This window comes from Ideonella flava (genome assembly GCF_051857595.1).
GTDB lineage: Bacteria > Pseudomonadota > Gammaproteobacteria > Burkholderiales > Burkholderiaceae_C > Ideonella.
This window is the reverse complement of sequence record NZ_JBPZHD010000008.1, coordinates 394,787-412,932: the sequence shown is the minus strand read 5'-3', so window position 1 is coordinate 412,932 and position 18,146 is coordinate 394,787. Positions and strand designations below refer to the sequence as shown.

Annotated in this window: 13 protein-coding genes; 2 read left to right on the top strand and 11 right to left on the bottom strand. The window is 70.0% G+C overall.

All coding sequences use genetic code 11. The annotated features are described in order from the left end of the window. Positions 1-3: 3 nt before the first annotated feature. The 11 genes from ACS5PM_RS19560 to ACS5PM_RS19510 are packed head-to-tail and all read right to left on the bottom strand — an operon-like array spanning position 4 to position 15,767. A complete protein-coding gene (locus ACS5PM_RS19560) occupies positions 4-900 on the bottom strand; it encodes an acetoacetate decarboxylase family protein (protein ID WP_439389349.1) in 897 nt (298 codons plus the stop codon). A gap of 20 nt (positions 901-920) precedes the next feature. Next, positions 921-2,375: an aldehyde dehydrogenase gene (locus ACS5PM_RS19555; RefSeq protein WP_439389348.1), complete on the bottom strand. Its 1,455-nt coding sequence runs from the start codon at positions 2,373-2,375 to the stop codon at positions 921-923. Positions 2,376-2,434: 59 nt separating this feature from the next. Beyond that, a complete protein-coding gene (locus tag ACS5PM_RS19550; RefSeq protein ID WP_439389347.1) occupies positions 2,435-3,280 on the bottom strand; it encodes a 4Fe-4S dicluster domain-containing protein in 846 nt (281 codons plus the stop codon). Positions 3,281-3,290: 10 nt separating this feature from the next. Beyond that, positions 3,291-6,287: a molybdopterin-dependent oxidoreductase gene (locus ACS5PM_RS19545; RefSeq protein WP_439389346.1), complete on the bottom strand. Its 2,997-nt coding sequence runs from the start codon at positions 6,285-6,287 to the stop codon at positions 3,291-3,293. A 3-nt stretch (positions 6,288-6,290) separates the two neighbouring features. Continuing rightward, positions 6,291-7,175 carry a fumarylacetoacetate hydrolase family protein gene (locus tag ACS5PM_RS19540; protein WP_439389345.1) on the bottom strand — a complete coding sequence of 295 codons (885 nt, stop codon included), beginning with the start codon at positions 7,173-7,175 and terminating at the stop codon, positions 6,291-6,293. A 33-nt stretch (positions 7,176-7,208) separates the two neighbouring features. Then, positions 7,209-8,141, bottom strand: a complete 933-nt coding sequence (locus tag ACS5PM_RS19535; RefSeq protein WP_439389344.1) for a VOC family protein — start codon at positions 8,139-8,141, stop codon at positions 7,209-7,211. 23 nt (positions 8,142-8,164) lie between these two features. Then, on the bottom strand, positions 8,165-9,247 hold the full coding sequence (locus ACS5PM_RS19530) for an ABC transporter substrate-binding protein (RefSeq protein ID WP_439389343.1): 1,083 nt from the start codon (positions 9,245-9,247) through the stop codon (positions 8,165-8,167). Further along, positions 9,244-11,637, bottom strand: coding sequence for an efflux RND transporter permease subunit (locus tag ACS5PM_RS19525; RefSeq protein ID WP_439389342.1), 2,394 nt, complete (start codon positions 11,635-11,637; stop codon positions 9,244-9,246). The genes ACS5PM_RS19530 and ACS5PM_RS19525 overlap by 4 nt, the downstream gene beginning before the upstream one ends. Further along, the gene (locus tag ACS5PM_RS19520; RefSeq protein ID WP_439389341.1) at positions 11,634-12,710 is read right to left on the bottom strand and encodes a WD40/YVTN/BNR-like repeat-containing protein; all 1,077 of its coding nucleotides are present in this window, start codon (positions 12,708-12,710) and stop codon (positions 11,634-11,636) included. The genes ACS5PM_RS19525 and ACS5PM_RS19520 overlap by 4 nt, the downstream gene beginning before the upstream one ends. Positions 12,711-12,732: 22 nt before the next feature. Next, entirely contained in the window at positions 12,733-14,094 is a 1,362-nt protein-coding gene (locus ACS5PM_RS19515) for a DUF1329 domain-containing protein (protein ID WP_439389340.1), read from the bottom strand. Positions 14,095-14,108: 14 nt separating this feature from the next. Beyond that, on the bottom strand, positions 14,109-15,767 hold the full coding sequence (locus ACS5PM_RS19510; RefSeq protein ID WP_439389339.1) for a DUF1302 domain-containing protein: 1,659 nt from the start codon (positions 15,765-15,767) through the stop codon (positions 14,109-14,111). Positions 15,768-15,881: 114 nt separating this feature from the next. Between ACS5PM_RS19510 and ACS5PM_RS19505 the strand changes: the two genes are divergently transcribed. After that, a complete protein-coding gene (locus ACS5PM_RS19505) occupies positions 15,882-16,625 on the top strand; it encodes a GntR family transcriptional regulator (protein ID WP_439389338.1) in 744 nt (247 codons plus the stop codon). 46 nt (positions 16,626-16,671) lie between these two features. Beyond that, the gene (locus ACS5PM_RS19500; protein WP_439389337.1) at positions 16,672-17,862 is read left to right on the top strand and encodes an MFS transporter; all 1,191 of its coding nucleotides are present in this window, start codon (positions 16,672-16,674) and stop codon (positions 17,860-17,862) included. The last annotated feature ends 284 nt before the right edge of the window (positions 17,863-18,146 follow it).

Genomic DNA, 18,146 nt, shown 5'->3' with positions numbered 1-18,146 from the left:
CGTTCAGGTCATCTCCAGCACGCGCAGCCCGTTGGTGGCCACCGCGATGCCCGGGGCGCTGAAGTCGATCATCTCCGCGCTGAGGTACTCCACGATCGGCAGGTCGGCGACGCCGTTGACCACGTGGTAGGTCGTGGGCAACTGCTCGAAGGTGGCGCGGTGCCACTGCACCGACCCCGAGGTGGCGCGCCACTTCCGGTAGCGGGCCTGGCCGAACGTGATCGTCTGGGGGCTGCGTTCCTCGCCGGGCAGCGGGTGCGGGCAGGTCACGTACGACACGTCGCAGCCGCCGCTGCCGAAGGGGCCGGTGCGCGGCATGTACTTGTAGAAGATCGGACCGCCTTTCGGACCGAGCAGGCGGCGGTCCTGCGGCGCGACCTCGACCTCCTTCAGCCCCTGCATCTGCATCTCGAAGAAGGTGTGCTCGAACCACGACGCGCGGCCGCCGATGCGGCCGCTGTCGGCATCGAGCCGCACGTCCGGGATGTCGGCATACAACTTCGGGAAGCCCAGTTCCTCGCGGCCGGTGGTGATGGCGTCCGGCCGCCCCTCCCACAGCACGAGGCACAGGCCGCCTTCGATGCGCTGGTCGCGCCCGGTGCACACGACGGGCAGCTCGACGTTGACGATGCCGTAGCCACGGCCGGCGAGCCAGTACAGGTCGCGGAAGAAGCCCAGCGTCACATGCACCACCGGCTCGGTCAGCGTGAAGCCGGGCGGCAGCAGTGCCTCCAGCCTGGCGGGGTCGGAGCGATAGGCGATCGTCGCCCACTGCACGTTCGCCGTGCCGCTTTCGTCGGCTCCCCAGGGCACGCCGTTGCCCTTCTGCCGCGGCCCGGGGGCCGGGCCGAACATCACGGGCATGCGGTAGCGCACGTTGGGCTTGAACTCGAAGCTCATGAGTGTCCTCGGTCGTTGGATCAGAAGGGGTAGTGGCGCGGCGTGGTCTGCACCGTCAGCCAGCGCAGCTCGGTGAACTCGTGCACGCCGGCGCGGCCGCCGAAGCGGCCGATGCCGCTGGCCTTCACGCCACCGAAGGGCATCTGCGCCTCGTCGTGCACGGTCGGGCCGTTGACGTGGCAGATGCCCGAGTCGATGCGGCGGGCGACCTCCAGGGCGCGCGCGGCGTCGCGTCCGAAGACAGCCGCCGAGAGCCCGTACTCGTTGTCGTTGGCACAGGCGATCGCGGCTTCGGTCCCTTCCACGCGCACGATGCCCTTGACCGGCCCGAAGGACTCCTCGCCGTAGATCTTCATCGCCGGCGTCACGCGATCCAGCAGCGTGGCCGGGAACAGCGTGTCCTGGGCCTTGCCGCCGCACAGCAGCGTGGCGCCCTTGGCCAGCGCGTCGTCGATCAGCGCGTTGCAGCGCGCCACGGTGGCCATGTCGATCACCGAGCCGAGGACCACGGGTGCCGGCCCGCGCGGGTCGCCGAGCGGCAGCGCCTTGACCTTGGCCACGAGCTTGTCGACGAAGGCGTCGGCCACCTTGGCATCGACGACGATGCGTTCGGTCGACATGCAGATCTGGCCCGAGTGCATGAACGCGCCGAAGGCCGCGGCATTCACCGCGGCATCGAGGTCGGCGTCGTCCAGCACGAGCAGCGGGGCCTTGCCGCCCAGTTCCAGGACCACCGGCTTGAGGTGCCTGGCGCAGGTCTGCGCGATGATGCGGCCCACGCGGGTCGAGCCGGTGAAGTTGACGCGGCGCACCGCGGGGTGGGCGACCATGGCCTCGACCACCTCCCCTGCATCGGCCGGTGCGTGCGTGATGAAGTTCACCACGCCGGCCGGCATGCCGGCTTCCTGCAGCGACTCGACGATCAGCTGGTGCGTGCGCGGGCACAGCTCCGAGCCCTTGAGCACCACCGTGTTGCCGCAGGCCAGCGGCGTGGCGATGGCGCGCACGCCCAGGATCACCGGCGCGTTCCACGGCGCCATGCCGAGCACGACGCCGACCGGCTGGCGCACGGCCATCGCCAGGCTGCCGGGCACGTCGGACGGGATGACCTCGCCGCTGATCTGCGTGGTCAATGCGGCGGCCTCCTGCAGCATGCCGGCGGCCAGATGCGCGTTGAAGCCGCCCCACATCGCGCTGGCGCCGGTTTCCGCGGCCACCGCTTCGATGAACTGCGGGGTCTTGGTCTCGACGATCGCCGCGGCCTTCAGCAGCAGGCTGCGGCGCGCGCCCGGGCCCTGGCGCGACCATTCGGGGAAGGCTGCGGCGGCCGCGTCGACGGCCGCGGACGCGTCCGCCGGGGTCGCCGCAGCGGCGCGCGTGACGATGGTCTCGGACAAGGGGTTGCGGCGCTCGAAGGTGGCGCCGGAGGACGCGGGGCGTGATTGCCCGGCGATCAGCAGTGGGACGTCGAACATGGTTTCTCCTTGCAGGGATGGAAGGGTCGGAGCGCGGTCGGGCTCCGATCGGGTTCTCGTCAACTCAGCCTTACGTCCGGCAGCGTGACGCAGAGGTCGCTTAGCACCACCGGCACCTGCGCCTGGCCGCGTTGTTCGTGGTGCAGGGTGAGGGTGAACGCGCCGCTGCCGGGCGCGAGGCCGTCGAAGCGGAAGTCGCCGAACGCGTCGGTGCGGGTCTGGGCCACGGTGCGCCCGCCTTGCGACAGGCTGGCCTCGGCGCCCTCCACACATTCGGTGCGGCCGCCGACGCTCGCGACGGCGCTGCCGGCGATGAACACGCGGTCGATGCGATGCAGGTTGCGGTAGTGCACATGCGGCCGCGTGCCGAGTTCGGGCTGCAGCACGCGCAGGCCGTCGCGCTGCGCGCGCTCGGCCATTGCCGCGTCGCTGGCACGCACGGCCTGCAGCGCACGCGTGGGGCACGCGGTGACGGCGCGTGGCGCGGTCCACCCCTGGTCCAGCAGATGGGCGTCGAAGAACCAGGTCTGCGGCAACTGCTGCTCTTCGTTCCACACCACGGCGCCATAGGGGCAGGCGTCGACGAGGTCGCGCCGGCCCCTGGCCTTCACCGGGTCGAAGATCACGATGCCGTCCTCCCGCTTGCGTACCGCGCCGTCGGCCCCGGCCTTCAGGCAGGGGCCGTCGTCGCAGTGGTTGCACAGGCGCGGCAGGTAGGCGACATCGCTGAGGTGGCCGCTGCCGCGCACGCGGCGCTCGATGCGGATCACCGCCGGGCCGTGGGCCGCATGCGGCGCGCTGTAGCCGGCGAAGGCGTTGCCGACGAATTCGTCCTTGGCCGACAGCACGCAGTTGTTGCAGTTGTGGCACTCGGCCACGTCGACGATCAGGTTCCACTTGTCCATGCGTCCGGCCTCAGGCGGTGGCTTCGACCAGGGGGTGGGCGGCCGACACCGGCTGCCCGAGGCGGCCGGTCCATTTCTCGACCTGCACCATGCAGGCGTTCGGCGCCATGCTGTGCGTGCCCTGCATCGCGGTGCGCGAGGGGACGAGCACGTTGAGACTCCCACCGATGTCGACCACGCCCTGGTCGGATTGCACCGGCGTGTAGCGCGCACTGGACTCGAAGGACTTCACCACGCCGGGCGCCACCAGGGGCGACACGTCGGCGGCGCACACCACCGCGCCGCGCGCGTTGTGCACCTTCACCAGGTCGTGGTGGGCGATGCCGCGGGCGGCAGCGTCGGCCGCGTTCATCCGCAGCACCCAGTACGGATGCCCGGCGATGCGCACGCGATGGTCCTCCACGTCGTCGAGGAAACCGCCCTTGCCGTCGACGTGGGTGTGGAAGCTGTAGCGCGAGTGCGTGGCGATGAGCTGCAGCGGCCAGGTGCGCGCATGCTCGCTGCGCGGCCCTTCCCACGACGGCATGTAGCGGTTGAGCACCGGCCGCTCGGGGTTGTGCGCATCGTGGCGTGCCAGCGTGGTGGGCATGAACTCCAGCTTGCCGCTGGGCGTCTGCAGTCCCTTGCCGAACTCGCCGGCCCACTGCGAGGGCAGCGGCTGCGCCTCGGCAATGTCCTTCATGCGGCCTTCGGCGAACCAGCGCAGCAGCACCGGCGAGCGCAGCGGCTCCTGCTCGGCCGGCACGACGTAGTAGCCCTTGCGGCAGAACTCCGCCCAGGAGATGTGCTGCGCGACGTCGGAGGATTCGAAGACACGCTTGCACCAGTCGAGCTCGCTGCAGCCTTCGGTGAACATCGCGCCCAGGCCCAGGCGCTGCAGGATCAGGCTGAAGATCTCGTAGTCGGACTTGGATTCGCCCAATGGCTCGATGCACTTGTGCTGCAGCGCGACGACGCGGTGGTTCACGTTGTTGAAGCCGTGCGGGAGGTAGCCGCCGCCGTTGCACCATTCGCCGATGTCGTAGCGCTCGAACTGCGTGCACGCCGGCAGGATCACGTCGGCGAACTGGGCTTCGCCTTCCATCCAGATCGACTGGTTGACGACGAACTCGATGCTCTCGTGGCGGTAGGCGGCCTCCATGCGCTTCGATTCGGTCAGCGTGCTGAACCACGAGCCGCCGTACTTGTAGATCATGTGGATGCGGGGGTAGCCCGGCATCGGGTACTCGAAGGGCGTGAACTGGATCTCGGTGGCCAGGCCGTCCCACAGGTAGCCGGTCGCGCGGCCCTCGAGGATGGCCTCGGGGAACTTCTGCTTGGGCACCAGCTGCCGCACTGGGTTGACGGTGATGACATGCGGCATCTTCTGGTAGTTGTTGACCGCGTTGCCGTTCCAGTTCAGTTCGCCGGAGATGCCGCCGTCGGCGTAGCCGGGGAAGTAGAACTCCAGGTCGAGCGGGGCCCCCGCCTCGAGGTTGCCGAAGTTGATGCCCGGCTTGCCGAGGCCGCGCATCGCCATCAGCATCACCATGCAGCGCGCCCACTGGGCGCCGGTGGCGCCGCGCCCGGCGCCGCCGAAACCGCCCCCGGCCGCACCCGCGGCGAGATACAGCTTCTTGCGCGCCATCAGGCGCGCCAGGGCGCGCGCGTCCTTGGCCGGCACGCCGGTCTCCGATTCCTGCCACTCGGGCGTCTTGGCCACGCCGTCGTCCACGCCCATCAGGTGGTCGCGCCAGGTGTCGAAGCCCGTGGTGCGCTGGGCCACGTAGTCCTTGTCGTAGAGGTCCTCGGCAACCCACACCTGCATGATCGCCTGTGCCAATGCGGCATCGGTGCCGGGCTTGATGGGCACCCAGCGCCCGCCCAGCCACGCCGCGGTCGGGTTCAGGTGCGGGTCGATGTGCACGAACTCGATGCCGAGCTCGCGCGCCCACTGGCGCCGCTCGGTGCCCTCGTGGGCCGAATACGCGCCGCGCGTCGATTCCGGGTCGCTGGACCAGAACACCATCAGCTCGGCTTCCTGCAGGCAATCCTCCACCGTGCCGTAGCTGCCGGCGATGCCCACGCGCTGCGCATGGCCCCAGTGGTGCATGGCGCCCCAGTACCAGCCTTCCCAGCTGTCGGGGTTGGCCGCCACGCGCGTGAAGCCGATCAGGTTGCCGAAGCGCAGCAGCGCGCTGAGGTAGTAGCCCACGTTGCCCCACTGGTGGTGCGAACCGTGGGCCAGCGTCATCGCGCCGGCGCCGTGGACCTGCTTCTGCCGCACGATCTCCCGGGCGACGAGGTCGAGCGCCTCGTCCCACGAGATCGGCACGTAGCCGCTCTTGCCGCGGTTGTGCGGATTGCGCTCGCCGTCGGGGTCGAAGTCGACGCGCTTCATCGGCGTGAGGATGCGGTCGGGCGAGTACACCGCCGACTTCAGCGCCAGCGCGTGCGAGGCGACCGTGGCGAGGCGGCGCGGCGTGAAGCGCCGGCCGCGCGCCGTCACGGACCAGCTGGCACCGTCCCGCGCATCGAACTCGATGGGCACCAGCCGCACGATGCGCCCCGCCTTGACGTGCACGAACAGCGGCCCGCCGTTGGTCATCATCGTGTAGCGGGTGCAGCCATCCGGCAGCGGCGTGCCCATCTTCAAGGCCGAGGTCTGCGACAGGTTCATCAGCTGCAATAACCAGGTGCACAGCGTGTCGGGCCCCATCACCATGACCTTGAAGTTCTTGGCCGCGTGCACCACCTCGCCCATGTCGGCCGCCGGCTTGAGCATGGCGAGTGCGGTGCGCAGGTCCTTGAACACCATGCGCACCGCGGGGTTCGGATGGGCGCCGGCGACAGAGCGCACCTTGCCACTTGCGATGACGAAGTGCCGCGCGACGCTGCCGTCCTTCAGGCCGATCTGGACCACCGCGTCGTGGCGCGACAGGAAGGCGCGGAACGCGGGGCGCCGCGCGGCGCGGTTGAGCATCGGCCCCAGCGCGAACAGGATGGTGCGGAGGACGGCGCGCTGCATCGCTCAGGCCTGCAGCGGCTCGCCATGTTGCGGTTCGGGCAGCACCGGGTTCTCGATGTGGCCCAGGCCCTCGATGGCCACCTTCACCACGTCGCCCGGCTGCAGGAACTTGCCCAGCGCGATGCCCACGTTGGCGCAGGTGCCGGTGGCGATCAGGTCGCCCGGCTCCAGCGTCATCACCTGGCTCAGCTCGTGGATCTGCTGCCAGATGTTGTAGATCATGCCGCCGGTGCTGGCCTGCTGACGCAGCTCGCCGTTGACCCACAGCTGCATCTGCAGCGCATGCGGGTCGGCGATCTCGTCGTCGGTGGTGATCCACGGCCCGATCGGGCCGTGGCTGTCGAAGCTCTTGCCCAGCGTGAAGGTCGGGCTCTTGAACTGCCAGTCGCGGGCCGTCACGTCGTTGCAGACGAAATAGCCGCCGACCACGCTGCGCGCCTGCTCGACGCTGACGTAGCGGCAGCGCTTGCCGATCACGACGCCCATCTCGGCCTCGTAGTCCATCTTGTCGGACACGCGCGGCTTGTAGATCGGGTCGAACGGGCCGGTGATGCAGCTCACCTGCTTGTTGAACCAGAGCTGGTTCTTGGGCACCGGCACGCCGGCGCGCGCGGCCTCCTCGGCGTGGTCGTGGTAGTTCATGCCGATGGCCAGGTACTTCTGCGCATCGGGAATCGGCGCTTCGAGCTTCACCTGCGCCAGCGGCGTGCCGCGCGGCGCGGCCTTCAGCGCCTGCGCGATGCGTGCGCGGCCAGCGGGCCCGGCAGCGAGCAGTTCGCGGATGCTGCGCGGGGCGGCGGGATCGAGCGTGGCGATCTCGATCACGTGATCATCGACGACGGCGCCGATCGTGGTCCGGCCGTCGCGGGTGTAGCGGGCAAGTTTCATGGAGTCGGTTGTCTCGTTCGAAAGGGGCCGGAGTCAGGCAAAGAACTCCGGGTCGAGGGGCGGGGCCCACTGGCGCAGTTCATCGGGCGTCACGGGGGCGTGACCGACCGGCGTGCCGTCGTTGACGAGGTCGCCGTCGGTCCAGTGTTCGATCTTGTGGCCGAAGGGGTCGCGCCAGTAGTCGAAGATCTGGCTGCCCTGGATGTGCCGACCCACGCCCCACGAATGCTTGTGGCCTCGCTGCTTGAGCCACTCGCCGCCCTGCACCACGTCGTCGAGGTCGATCACCTCGAAGGCGCTGTGGTCGAAGCGGCTCAAACCGTCCTGCGCGCCGATCAGCGCGAGCGTATGGTGGTCGGTCCACTGTTCGCCCAGGCCGCAGTGCATGAAGGCGGCGATCGTGTTGGCCTCGTTGCCGGCCCAGTAGGTGTCCGACGGCACGAAGCCGAGCACCTCGCGGTAGAAGGCCAGCGACTTCGGGAAGTCGGCCACCAGCAGCGCGACGTGGCCGAGCCGCATCACCGACGAAGGCTGCGGCTTCAGCCGAATCGGCTGGCCCAGTCGCCGGCGGCCGCTGGCGCCATTGAAGGCCAGCGGCTCGCGCACCGGCAGCGGCGCGTGCGTGGCCTGGCCGTGGATCACGTCGACGACGAAGCCGGCCGGATCGGTGAAGCGCACGCGCTGGCCGCCGCCCGGTTCCGGGTTCGTTTCCACGGGTCGGCCGGCGCGCGCCGCTACTTCGGCGAGCGCCTCTGCGCTGCGCGCCAGCAGGCCGAAACCCACCGTGGCGTTCTCGGGACCGAGCTCCGCGATGTGCACGTGATGCATGGCTCCGGCCGCGCGCGAGTACAGCGCATGCGGCGTGCGGGCGACGGTGTGCAGGCCGAAGTCGGCCAGGAAGGATTGCATCCGTTCCAGGTCGGTGACCTGGTAGCGGACGAAGGCGATGTCCTGGATGGGGCTCATGGGGCTCACGGCGGATCCTCGGTTCAGCGGCGGAAGCGGCCATCGGCCGCGAGGTAGGTCATGTCGACATAACGCGAGCCGCGGTGGTCGCCGGGTGCGAACTGCACGCGGTAGCCACCGAGGTCGATGGGGCGCGCCTCGAGCGCCGCGGCGATGCAGCGGCGGGTGACGTAGCGCGCGCAGCGATCCAGCGCCTCTTGCAGCACGCGGCCGTACACGTAGCCTTCGAGCCCGGCATAGCTCGGCGTGAGTTGGGCTGCGGTGGCGACACGCTGGTAATCGGCGACGACGGGCAGGTTCAGTCGCGTCGGCGGCGGCACGACCTGCGGCACGACCACGCCGGCGCCGGCCGCGCCGAGCCGCGTGCCGGCGTCGTTGGCGACATAGATCGCATGCGCGCAGCCGATGCGTCGCGCCTGCTGCACCGCGCCGGATGCGAGGCGGGCGTCGAGCATCAGCACGAGCGCTTGCGGGCGTTCGCGGCAGACGCTGTCGACAGCGTCGCGGACCGCGGCGGCGTCAGCGTCGGCGGAGAGCACCGCCTGGGCCACCGGCTTGATCGCCAGGCGCGCCAGCTCTGCGCGCAATCCCTCTCGGCCGGACCGGCCAAGTTCGTCGTCCCGGCTCAGGGTCGCGACGTCGGTGACGCCGGTGGTGTCCAGGTGCAGCACCATCGCCGCCGCTTCGTCTCGCCAACCGGCCCGCAGGTTGAACACCAGCGGATGCGCGGGCTCGCGCAGCGCCTCGGCTCCATGGGCCACGCCCACCAGCGGCGCACCCCCCGAGGCCAGCAGCGCCAGCAGGGCCGGCGGGGCCTCGTCGTAGCCGGTCAGCGCGAGCACGCCCGCGTCCAGCAGGGCTCGTGTGTGGGCCAGGCGACGCGCCGGGTCGCCCGCATCGTCGCGAACCAGCAGTTCGATCGGCCGATAGCCGACTGCACGGTGGGCCAGGCCCAGCCGCACACCGTCCACACGCTCGCGGACCTGCGCGCCCGCCGGGCCCGACAGTGCGGCGGACAGGCCAACCGGAATCGCCCCAGGCACCGGCTGCGCGGCCACCGTGCAGGCGCACACCAGCAGCGCAAGGAGCAGCGAGCGGCTTCTCACGCGGCGCCCCCCGCCCGCGGCGAAGGCCGCAGCACGAAGCAGGCGAGCGCCGGCAGCAGCACCAGCGCGCCGAGCATGTTCCACAGGAACATGAAGGCGAGCAGCACACCCATGTCGGCCTGGAACTTGATGGGGCTCGCGACCCAGGTGATGACGCCGATGGCCAGCGTCACGCCGGTCAGCATCACGACCTTGCCGGTGAACAGCAGTGCACGCTGGTAGCTCTGCGCGAGGCTGCGGCCCAGGCGCAGCTCGACCAGCACGATGGACAGGATGTAGAGCGCGTAGTCGACCCCGATGCCCACCCCCAGCGCGATCACTGGCAGGGTGGCGACCTTGACGCCCATGCCGAGCGCCACCATCAGCGCTTCGGCGAGGAACGAGGTGACGACCAGCGGCAGCACGGCCACGAGCACCGCCCGCCACGAGCGGAAGGTCGCGAAGCACAGCAGCACCACGGCGCCGTAGACCAGCCACAACATCGTGCGCCAGGCGTCGTGCACGACGATGTTCGTCGCCGCTTCGATGCCCGCCGAGCCGGCGGCGAGCAGGAACTTCGCGTCCGGACCGTCGTGCTTCGCCGCGAAGGCCTGCACGTGCTCGACGACACGCGACAGCGTCGCCGCCTTGTGGTCGCGCAGGTAGAGGTAGAGCGTCAGCAGGCTGCAGTCGTCGTTGTACAGGCCGCGGGGCGCATTGGCCGTCACGGTGTTGACCATGTCCTGGCTGGGCAGCATCTCGTACCACTTCGCGCTGCCTTCGTTCAGGCCGGTGGCCACGCGGCGGTTCAACAGTGCCAGCGTGTTCGTGCCCTCGACGCCGTCGAGTTGCCGCAGTTCCCACTCGAGTTCGTCCACCTGCTGCACGGTGGACAGCCTGGCGCACTGGCCGTCGGGCGTGCGCACCATCACCGCGAGCACGTCGCTGGAGGCGCCGTAGCCGGCGTTCATGAAGGCGACGTCGCGGTTGTAGCGGCTGTCGGCGCGCAGCTCGGGTGCACCGGGGTCGAGGTCGCCGATCGCGAGCCGCGTGCTCGTCGCGATGCCGCCGGCCAGCAGCAGCGCACCCGCGACCACTGCTGCTGCCGCCCAGCGCGGCTGCGTGAAGCGGCCAAGGAAGGCCCACAGCGGGTGGCGCGCTTCGCCGCGCCGGTCCGCCAGTTCGGCGCGCAGGCTGCGCTGCGCGGCCGCCGCGTCGACGCCCACGTAGCTCAGCAGGATCGGCAGCAGGATCAGGTTGGTGAAGATCAGCACGCCGACGCCGAGCGAGGCGGCGATGGCCAGCTCCCGGATCGCCTGGATGTCGATCACCAGCAGCACCGCGAAGCCGACCGCATCGGCCAGCAGCGCGGTGAGAGCGGCGAGGAACAGGCGGCGAAAGGTGTAGCGCGCGGCCACCAGCCGCGGCAGCCCGCGGCCGATGTCCTGCATGATGCCGTTCATCTTCTGCGCGCCATGGCTCATGCCGATCGCGAACACGAGGAAGGGCACCAGCATCGAGTACGGGTCGAGCGCGTAGCCGAGCGTGGGCAGCAGGCCCAGCTGCCACACCACCGCGACCAGCGAGGCGGTCACCACCAGCAGGGTCGAGCGGGCGCAGCGGGTGTAGGCGTAGACCATCGCCGCGGCGATCACCACCGCGAGCGCGAAGAAGCCCAGCACCGCGCGCACGCCGTCGATCAGGTCGCCGACGAGCTTGGCGAAGCCGGTGATGTGGATCGCGACGCCCTCGGCTTCGTACTGGGCGCGCAGCGCCTCGAGCCGCCGGGCGATGTTCGCGAGGTCCAGCGGCTTGCCTTCGGCATCGCGCGACAGCAGCGGGACGAAGACGATCGAGGACTTCGCGTCGAGCGCGACGAGCTGGCCGATCTCGCCTGAACGCGCGATGTTGTTGGCCAGGCGCTGAAGGTCTTCGGGACGGCCCTGCCAGCCGTCCGGGATGACCGGGCCGCCTTCGAGACCGTCTTCGGTGACGCCGGACCAGCGCGTGTTCGGCGTCCACAGGCTCTTGAAGCCCGTTCGGTCGACGCCGGGCATCAGGAACAGCTCGTCGCTGAGTCGCCGCAGCGTGTCCTGGTACTTCGCGTCGTAGATGCTGCCGCCGGGGTTGGCCACGGCGATGCGCACCGCGTTGCCCAGGCCCTTCAGCTCCTTCTCGTGCGCCAGGAAGTTGACGATGAACGGGTGCGAGCCGGGGATCGTCTTCTCGAAGCTGGCCGACAGTTGCAGCCGCGTCGCCTGCCAGCCGAGCAGCAGCGTCGCGAGCAGGCACAGCGCGATGATCCAGGCGCGATGGTTGAAGAGCGCGCGCTCGATGAACGATCCGGAGCGGGGGTCGAAGCGCCCGAGATCCACTAACCCGGGTTCGGTGACGGTGGTCGTCGCGCTCATGCTTTGGTGTCCAGGCGTGCGGCGCCGCCGAAGCCGAGCGCGAGCCGGGCTCCTCCGGGCAGCGGCAGCGCTTGCGAAAGCGGCGGCAAGGCCGGCGCGGGCACCGCCGTGAGCGGGCCGCCGGCGCCAGAGACGAACAGCTGCCCCGCCTGGTTGGCGAGCAGCACGCCGCCGTCGGGCAGCGCGCTGGCACTGACCAGACTGGCAGGCGGAGCGCCTTCCAGCCGCGTCCAGTGTTGCCCGTCATCGGTCGAGCGCCACGCGTGGCCCCGCAGGCCGGCCAGCACCCACTCGCCGTCGCGCGTGGCACAGGCCGCCAGCCAGGTGCCGTTGTACGGCGACGCGATGCGCACGAAACGGCGCCCCTCGTCGGTGGAGCGCAGCAGCAGCCCCTGTTCTCCGGCGAGCAGCCACGTCGACCCGCGCACGGCCAGGGCGTACAGGTGCTGGCCCTTCGGGTTGTCCAGCCGGTCCAGCGCCGCGGTCCAGCGCATCCCCCCATCGAGTGTCTCGAAGAACAGGCCGTAGGCGCCGGCCACGACCACGCGACGCGCATCGACGACGTGCAGATCCAGCAACGGCTTGTCCGGGCCGTCCTTGACGAGGAGCTCCGCCTCCTTCGCCAATGCGAGCCCCCGCGGGTCGGCCGCCAGCCCGGCGGCGGCGCTCGCGGCGGCCTCGGCCAGGCGTGCGCCGTCGGCCTGCAGCACCCAGTGCTCGCCGCCGTCGCGCGTCGCGAGAATGACGCCGCCGTGGCCGACGGCCCAGCCATTGGCGGCATCCGCAAACCGTACCGCGGTGAGCGTGACGCTGACCGGCACGCTGCGCGCCTGCCGCCAGCGGCCCGCGCCATCGTCGGACAACGCGATCACGCCGCGTTCGCCGACGGCGACCACGCGTTCGCCGGCCAGCGCGCCGGCCAGCAGCACGGCCCGCTCCGGCCGCACCACGGTGCGCGCGGCGCGCGAGAGGGCGCCGAACCGGTCCGTCTCGGCGGCCTGCGCCGGCAGCACGGCTGCCGCGGCGAGTGCCAGCACGCGGCGGCGCGTCGGCCAGAGCGCGACTGAGGACATGCCCTTCACGGTCGACAGTCGCTCAGCGCACACCTTCGCCGGCCATGGCGTCGGGCGTGAAGACGACATCCTTGTACGCAGGCATCGGCTTGTACGGCGTGCGGCGCTCGTTGAGCAGGCCGTTGATGTACGAGGCACCCGAGGTCAGGTCGTACACGCCCCAGGTGACGATGGCCGTGGCCGGCACGTCGCTCATGACGGTGGGCAGGCCGAAGGGCACGCGGGCCACCTGGCCGTTGGCGTCGTAGCGCTCGGCGATCACGGCCTGCCAGGAGTCCTCGTCGATGTAGTAGCGGCTCTTCGGCGACGTGTGGCGCTGGCCGGGCTTCAGCGTCGCCTCGACCACCCAGACGCGATGCAGCTCCCAGCGCACATGGTCGGGGTTCAGGAAGCGCGAGCCGAGCACGTCCGCATCCTTGGCCGGCGTGTGCGTGCGGTTGCTGTTGTAGGGGATGAAGACCTCCTTCTTGCCCACCAGCTTCCAGTCGAAGCGGTCCAGCCGCGTGGCGAACACCTCGACCTCGTCGAAGCTCGTGATGCCGGCGGAGAAAGGCGTCGGCGTGTCGCAGCACGCGTTGGGCAGCTTGCGCACGCGGCGCTGGCCGGTGAGGTAGACCCACGACGATGTCTTGCTCTCGTCGAGGTTGAGGCGGCCGGTGATCGCCTCGCCGGCGCGGATGGCGGGGCCTCGCGTCAGCGAGCGAACCATCCAGTACTCGCCGGCGAACTTGTCGGCGCTCGCGTCCTTGGCGTAGTACGGCATGGTCTGGTCGTTTGCGCTGTCGCCGGCGAGCACCCAGCGTCCGTCCGCGGACAGCTGGTAGCCGCGGAACTCCCAGCTCCAGGCCGTGCCGCGCCAGGCGAGCTTGTGGTTCCACATCACCTCGGCGCCGCTCTTGGGCAGCGGGAACGGCACGCCGCCGATGGCACCCTTGGGCTGGAGGCCGGCCTCGCCGTCGACCAGGCTCGCGGCCGTGGCGTTGCGTGCCGTCGCGTCGTAGACAGCCTGCGGCGCGATCGCGGTGCGATGGGTCTTGTAGACGTCGATGCGGAAGTCGGGGTACTTCTTCATCAGGGCCTGGGTGCCCTCGGTCAGGCGCGCCGCGTGTTGCGCCATGGACTTCGCGTCGACCGAGAACAGCGGCTTCTCGTCGGCGAACGGGTCCTGCCGGCGACCGTCGGGCGTGATGCCGGCCTTCGCGGTCGCGGCGCCGGTCCAGGCCGGAATCGTTCCGTCCTTGTTGCCGGCACGCTCGGCGCCCATCGGCGTGAGCATGGTCTTCAGCTGGGCCGCTTCGTCGGCGCCGACGCCGGCCAGCGCCGGCGCGGCGATCAGCGCGGCCGCTAGCGCCGCGGTCATGGAGTGCAGGGGCTTCGGGATCATGAGTCGGCTCCGGGTCAGAAGGAATAGCGCACCGAGGCGGCGACGAAGTCGCGGTCGCGCAGCGCCTGCTTCCAGGTGAAGGCGTTGGTGGCGGCGTCGTTGAAGGTCGCGAGCTCGCCGAAGAAGTGCGTGAGGCCGAGGCTGAAGCGCAGGCTGTCGCGCCAGCTGCCGTTCAGTCCGATCGTGAAGTCGCCGCCGCCATCGGCCACCCACATGTTCGGGTTGGTCATGGCCAGCGGCCGCGAACCCTTCGGTGCCCAGCCCAGGCCGATCGGCACGCTCAGATCGATGCCCGGCAGCACACCGCGGTACATCGGCTCCAGCACGAAGCGCAACGCGGTGCCGTCACGCGTGCCGTTCGGGTCCAGCGCGGCGGCGTTCTTGGTCACCTTGAGCACCCGGTTCCAGGCGACTTCGGCCACCAGCGTTGCCTCGCGCCACAGCGGCGTGGTCGGCAGCGTGGCGAGCGTCGACAGGTTGACGTGCGCGGTGCGGCCGACGGCGTAGCCGGGGTTGTCGGTGTTGTCCGTCGCCGGCGCCGGCGTGAAGCTGCTGGTGTCGGCGCCCTGGGTGCTCGCCAGGTCCTGGTTGTGCCGCAGGGATGCCTCGAGGGCGACGTTGAAGTCGCCGAAGGTGCGGCTTGCACTCGCGCCCAGCGCCGTGATGCCCTGGTGGTAGGCGAGGTAGTAGGAGCCCGGCACTGCGGTCGGTTCCGTCACCGCCGGCGGGGTCAGCAGCACGATGCGCGGCACGAGCTGCGGGGTCTTGTTGTGGAAGCGAATGGCGTAGGCGCCGAAGTCGGTCTCGTCGCCGCGCAGGCGCAGCTGCAGGCCACCCTGGCCCGAGTTGCTGGGGCGCAGGTCCGCTTCACGGGGCGCTGCGGATGCGGGTCCGGTGAGGATGCGCTCGGCACCGTCGATCGCCAGGTCCGAACTCGAGAAGTAGCTTCCGACCGCCGGCACACGGTTGGCGGCCCACGACGTCTGGACATACGCACCCAGGCTGACGCGGTCGGTAAGCTGCAGCTGAGCGGAGACCATCGGCACCGGCCGGATCGCCTCCTTGAACTGCGTGCCCGGGACCGAGACGAGCTTCACGGCATCCACCGGCATCTGCCCACCGGCGATGCCGTTGGCGCCGAAGAACACACTCTCTCCCCACAACAGCGAGTGGCGCCCGGCCCGCACGCTGGCGTTCATGTCGCCGAGTTCGAAGCGACCGAACACGAAGCCGTCCAGCACCTCGGCCTTACGGCCATGCACCTTGCGGGTGGCGTCGGTGAACTCGTCGGCCGGCACCGAGACCTGGTTCGGGAACGCCCCGCCGGGAAACCCAGGGTTGTCGTTGCTCGTGTTGTAGACGCTGTCGTACCAGGCGGCGGCACTGAAGCGCGCACCCCATTGCTTGCGCCAGGTCACGTCGGCCTCGGTGAGCCAGTCGAGCCGGTTCGAGATCGGACCCTTGTCGAAGTTGCGGTCGCCGTCGTCGTTGTTGGGGTTCGTCAGCAGCGCCGGGTCGGCGCGCTTGAGGCGTGTCGCCGTGCTGAGCTTGACGGTGTTGTCCCAGCGCAGCGCGACCTCGGGGTTTCCGACGTCGATCTCGCCGGCATGCGTCTGCGGCGCAGCGATCAACGCGGCGCATGCGGCGGCGATGGTTGTCGTTCTCCTCTTCATTGGCTTGTCTCCATGTGGGCCGGTGTCGACCGTGCTTCGAAAAATCGACGATCGAACGCGGCGCATCGTAGTGGCGCGATCGTCGACAAACCACGGTGAAGTCGACTGGTCCAAATGAACGATGCGCGCGGCCGGCGGATCGGATCGAATCGCGACCTTGCCTGCCGGTCGACCATGGAACCTCCGACGATCACCGCGTCCGCGCGCAGCCTCACATCGGTCGCCTTCGAGCGGCTGAGGGCCGACATCCTCGGCGGCGAGTTGCTGCCCGGCGAACGGCTGCCGATCCAGGCGCTGAGCGAGCGTTATCAGGTCGGTGCGACCGCGATCCGCGAGGCGCTCTCGCGGCTCGTGCCTGAGGGGCTGGTCGCCTGCGCGGACCAGCGGGGGTTCAGCGTCACGCCGGTGTCCCGAGCCGATTTGCTCGACCTCACGCAGACGCGCGTGCGCGTCGAGCAGATGGCGCTGCGCCTGGCGATAGCACACGGCGACATCGAGTGGGAGTCCCGCCTGCTGAGCGCCTTCCACCGGCTCTCTCGCACGCCGCCGCCGACGTCAGCGGACCTCGCGGCCTCCTGGTCGGCGGTCCACCGTTCGTTCCACGAGACGCTCATCGGCGGTTGTGCATCGTCGTGGACGCAGCGGCTGTGCACGCTGCTTTACGACAAGTCCGAGCGCTACCGGAACCTCGCCAAGCAGACGACCCATGAACGCGGGCGCGATGTGGCGGCCGAACACCGGGGGCTGATGGACGCGGCCATGTCGCGCCATGCGGACCTCGCGTGCCAACTGCTCGGCGCGCACTTCACCGAGACGACCGAAATCATACTGGCCGGAGGCTTGGTCGGAGACGAGTAGTCCGCGCCTTCCAGTCCGCGCCTTCCAACATCAATGGAGACAAGCGATGCGAACGACGACGACGAGCCGAACGGGCCGCCTCGTGCTGATGACCAGCCACTGCGCCGGCATGGTGGACATGGTGGCCCTGCCGCTGTGGGTGGGGACGCTGGTCGCGGCCTACATGTTCAACCCACAACAGGCGGGCGGTCTGGTCACGCTGTTCCTGCTCGGCGCGGTGGCGGCCAGCATGTTCTTCGCGCCGCGCTTCAACCGGATTGACGGGCGCCTGGCTGCATCGGTCGGATTCGCCGTCGCTTCCGTGTGCTTCTTCGCATCGGCGGCATCGCGGCGCTTCGAGTGGCTCGCGATGTTGCATCTCGTCGGTGGCGTCGCTGCCGGCGCTGGACTGTCTTTCACGCACGGCACCATCGGTCGCAGCGCGAATCCGCATCGACTGTTCGGGATCTCCGGCATGGCATTGGGCGTCTTCGCCGTGCTGCTGCTCGGGGCTGCTCCTCAGCTGATGGTGCACTTCGGCGGCGCGGCGCTCTTCCACGCACTGGGTGTGGCGATGGCGATCGCGGCGCTGCTGGCAACCTGGCGCTTTCCGGCGACCGATCCCGAGACACAGGCGTCACGAGCGTTCCGTGAATCAGGGGCGAAGCTGCCAGCGCGCGTTTGGTTCTGCATTGTCGGCGTCGGTGCCATGGCACTTGTGCAGGCAATGGTGTACAGCTTCGTCGAGCGCATGGGCTCGGACCGCGGCTTCGGCACCGCGACGGTGACGGCGCTGCTGGTCGCCATCGGCGTCGTCAACATGTTCCCGAGCGGCCTGGCGGCATTCCTGGAGCGCCGACTCAGCGCGACGATCGTGCTCTGTGCCGGACCGGTAGTGCAAGGCGTTCTGGCGCTCGCGATCACCCTCAGCGATGCCCTCGCGCCCTTTGCCGCGGCGGCTTCGGTGTTCGTTGCAGTGATGTTGTTCACGCACACGTTCGCCTTCGGTGCGCTCGCGCGGATGGACGTGACGGGCCGCGTGGTCGCTGCGACGCCGGCCATGGTGATGATCGGCTCTGCCGTCGGGCCGGTGCTGGGTGGCACGCTGGCGAAGCTGTACGGCTACCAGGCGATCGGGGTTGCGGGCGCCGTGTTCGACGTCGTGGCCCTGTTGTGTTTCTGGTGCCTGACGCGCGAACCGCGTGCCGCTGCCTTGGTGCTCACGCGCCATCCGGCTGAAGGGTCAAGCCATTCGTAGAGGGGACGACCGGCTGCTTCGAGGCAGCGATTTCCGAGCAGCGAATGTCTGTTGTGGGTCGAGACAAGCTGCGGGTCGCGGCCACGAGCTGCCAACCGCGACCGGCAGCTTTCGCGACCACTGTCTTCCGCGGTCCGGCGATGTCGGACTCGACGTTTGGGCGAGGCCGACCTGGATCAAGGATCTCGGCTCAGGCTCCGGCGCCGGCGAAGGTCAGCGGGGAGCGTTCATATCTTGCACAACATGCTGATGGCATTGGGGGCGGTGGCGGTGATCACGCCCAG